The 3,636-nt window shown below is 65.6% G+C and carries 3 protein-coding genes; 2 read left to right on the top strand and 1 reads right to left on the bottom strand.

Features of this window, described 5'->3' with window-relative positions; translation table 11 throughout:
- Positions 1-33: 33 nt before the first annotated feature.
- Positions 34-1,350, bottom strand: a complete 1,317-nt coding sequence (locus JHD07_RS14850; RefSeq protein ID WP_291623391.1) for a sorbosone dehydrogenase family protein — start codon at positions 1,348-1,350, stop codon at positions 34-36.
- Positions 1,351-1,595: 245 nt separating this feature from the next.
- Here JHD07_RS14850 and JHD07_RS14845 point away from each other — a divergent pair, with 245 nt between their 5' ends.
- Together JHD07_RS14845 and JHD07_RS14840 are read left to right on the top strand one after the other, a co-directional pair.
- Positions 1,596-2,786 carry a urate hydroxylase PuuD gene (locus tag JHD07_RS14845; RefSeq protein ID WP_291623389.1) on the top strand — a complete coding sequence of 397 codons (1,191 nt, stop codon included), beginning with the start codon at positions 1,596-1,598 and terminating at the stop codon, positions 2,784-2,786.
- Between the two features lie 156 nt (positions 2,787-2,942).
- Positions 2,943-3,636: VOC family protein (locus JHD07_RS14840; RefSeq protein WP_291623387.1), on the top strand; the 694-nt coding region annotated here is incomplete at its 3' end.

Genomic DNA, 3,636 nt, shown 5'->3' with positions numbered 1-3,636 from the left:
GCGCCGACCCTCCCCCTCCAGGGGAGGGTCAGATCAGTGCGTCACCCGCCAGATCGTGCCGTTGCCGTCCTCCGACATCAGCAGCGATCCATCCTTCGCCACCGCCACGCCCACCGGCCGGCCCCACACCTCCGTGTCGTTCACGACGAATCCCGTGACGAAATCCTCGTACTCGCCGGTCGGCTTGCCGTCCTTCATCTTGATGCGGATCACCTTGTAGCCGGTGCGCTTCGACCTGTTCCAGGAGCCGTGCTCGGCGGCGAAGGCGTCGCCCTGGTATTCGGGCGGAAACTGCGCGCCCTGATAAAAGGTCATGCCGAGCGAGGCCGAGTGCGGCTGGATCAGCACATCGGGGACGGTCACCTTGTCCTTGAGATCCGGTCGCGCGCCGGCATGGCGCGGGTCTTCGTTGTTGCCGATGTAGAACCACGGCCAGCCGTAGAAGCCGCCCTCCTTCACGCTGGTCACGTAATCGGGCACGAGATCGTCGCCGAGACCGTCGCGCTCGTTGATCGAACACCAGGGCAGGCCGGTCTGCGGCTGGATTGCGAGGCCGACGCAGTTGCGCAGGCCGGTGGCGTAGATCTTCCTCTCCTTGCCGTCGGGATTGAAGGCCAGCACGGCGGCACGCTCGAGCTCGCTGGCCCATGTTGCGCCGAGCGGCTGTGTCTTCGACCAGGCCTCCATCCCGCCCGGCGGTGTGCCCATGCCCTCGGCGACATTGCTGAGCGAGCCGACCGAGACCAGCATGCGCTTGCCGTCGGAGCTGAAGACGATATCGCGGGTGGAATGGCCGCCATCCGGCAGGCTCGCCACGATCGTCTCCGCTTTGCCGCGCGCCTTGAGATCGCCGGCCTGATAGGGAAAGCGGATGACACTGTCGGTGTTGGCGACATAGACCCATTGCGGATTGTCGCCGTTCGGGAAGAAGGCGATGCCGAATGGTTGCCGCAGTCCGCTGGCAAACACCTCGTTGGTCGCGGCCTTGCCGCCTTCTCCGGCGCGCAGCACGCGGATGTTGCCGGCGCGCGTCTCGGCGATGAACACATCGCCATTCGGCGCCACGCGGATGATGCGCGGCGCGCGCAGGCCGTCCGCGAACAGCTCGATCTTGAATCCGGCCGGCACCTGGAGCTCGGCTTGCGGCGGACGCGGCACCACGCGCGACGAGCTCGCAACCGACCGCGTAGCGCCCGGCCTGACCAGATCCTGCGGCCGGATCAGCCTGACCGTGCCCGGCTTGTCGGCCCGCCAATCGCCATAGGCCTCCCTGCCCTGCAACACCGGCTCGGCCTGCGCGCCGGCCGCGGCTGCGACGAGCAGCGCCAACGCAATTGCCCCGAACGTCATCCTCTTGCTCAATTCGTCGTCCTCCTCTTTGCACGTGTCGCGCGTCAACGCCGATCACCCGCAAAAGGTCTGAATCAGTTTCGAGGCCTGCCGAATCCCGCGTCAGCTCATGCCCGCACGATGGGCGTCAGCCCCCGGCCCAGCATACTGGAAAATGCAGTTGATCGGTGCGACACATTGTGAGGGCGGCGGCCGTTTGCTGTCGTCGAAGCTGCGGCATCCATGTCGCACCTGATGGGGAGATCATGTGGGGATCCGTCATATCGGAATGGGCGAGCCTGCTGCTGCGCGGGCTGCACGTGGTGGCCGCGATCGCCTGGATCGGCAGTTCCTTCTATTTCATCGCCCTCGATCTCAGCCTCAGGCCGGGCCGCAACCTGCCCGATGGCGTCCAGGGCGAGGCTTGGCAGGTCCATGGCGGCGGCTTCTACCGGATCATGAAATATCTGGTGGCCCCACGCCAGATGCCGAACGAACTGACCTGGTTCAAATGGGAGGCCTATACCACGTGGCTGTCCGGCTTCGCCTTGATGGTGGTGGTGTACTATCTCGAGGCCGATCTGTTCCTGGTCGACAGATCCGTGCTCGACCTCACCCCGGCGCAGGCCGGGCTTTTCAGCTTCTGCAGCCTCGCTCTGGCCTGGCTGCTGTATGAAGCGGCCTGCCGCACCGGGCTCGCGCAGCGCGAGCTGCCCTTCGCCATCGGCGGCTATCTGTTCCTGGTCGCGCTCACCTATGCCTTCACCCATGTGCTGAGCGGCCGCGGCGCCTTCAATCAGATCGGAGCGATCATCGGCACCATCATGGTGGCCAATGTGTTCACGCTGATCATCCCGAACCAGAAGAAGATCGTCGCCAGCCTGATCGCAGGACAGGCACCCGATCCGAAGCTCGGCAAGGCCAGCAAGGAGCGCTCGGTCCACAACAACTATCTGACACTCCCCGTGGTCGTGCTGATGATCAGCAACCATTATCCCCTGCTCTACGCCACCCGCTTCAACTGGATCATCGTCGCGATCGTCCTGGCGCTCGGTCCCGTGATCCGCCACTTCTTCAACGCGCGGCATGCGGGGCGTCCATCGCCGTGGTGGGTGTGGGGCGTCGCCGCGGCCGGCGTGACCGCGATCCTCTTCCTCTCCGCGGCCGGCCCGCGCGAGGTCAGGACCGGCGCCATGGCGGCCCAGCCGACGCTCGCCAATGTCGAGGAGATCGTGATCTCCCGCTGCAGCATGTGCCACGCGGCCGAGCCGGTCTGGGCGGGCATCGTCACCGCTCCGAAAGGCATCCTGCTCGATGCCCCCGAGCACATCCATCGCAACATTCGCCTGATCGGGCGGGTGGCCGCCTGGTCGAACGCCATGCCGCCGGGCAACATCACCGAGATGACGAGCGAGGAGCGTGCCGTCCTCGCAGCCTATATCGACCAGGCGCGCTGAGCCGCGTCGGGCGAGATGCATTGCGCGGAATGAAACTGCGCATCTCCCGCCGAATTGAAAATGACTTTGAAAATGACTTGACCGCCTATCCGGCGTAGACATGACGGCAAGCCGCTTGCGCGGCGCAAAGTCAGCTTGCAATCGGGGAAGAGAACAGTGGCCCTCAAGAACATCATCGGTATCGACCACGCCGTGGTCATGGTGAAGGACCTCGACAAGGCGGCCGAGAATTACCGGCAGCTCGGCTTCACCGTGTCCCCGCGCGGCACCCATAGCGTCCATATGGGCACGGGCAATTACACCATCATGTTCGACCCTGACTACATGGAGTTGCTCGGCGTGCTCGATGCGACCGAGCTCAATGCTCCCGCGCGCGCCTTTCTCGACAAGCGCGGCGAAGGCATCGAACGCATCGCCTTCACCGCGATCGATTCCGCCGCCGGCGCTGAGGAGATCCGGGCACGGGGCCTGGAGCCGATCGGCCCGACCGATTTCGAACGTCCGGTAACGCTGCCCGACGGCACGGTCGCGGCGGCGAAATTCCGCACCTTCATGTGGCCGACGGCGGAAGCGCCGGGCGGCGTGCGCATCTTCGCCTGCCAGCACAAGACGCGGGAGACCGTCTGGATTCCCGAACTGATGCAGCACGCCAATGCAGCGAAGCGGATCAGGCAAACACTGATCGCAACACCGGAGCCGGCCAAGGAGGCCGCGCATCTCGCCCGCCTGGTCGACCGCGAGTCGAAGGCGGAGGCCGACGGCGGCGTGACCGTCCCCTCCGGCGGAGACCGCGCCGACTTCGTCTATTTGACGCTCGACCAGCTCGGCAAGCGCTATCCCGGCGTGCCGC

Origin of the sequence: Bradyrhizobium sp., assembly GCF_016462955.1 — a bacterium.
Lineage (GTDB): Bacteria > Pseudomonadota > Alphaproteobacteria > Rhizobiales > Xanthobacteraceae > Bradyrhizobium.
The sequence above is the reverse complement of the archived record's forward strand: the minus strand, read 5'-3'. Positions and strand labels throughout refer to the sequence as shown.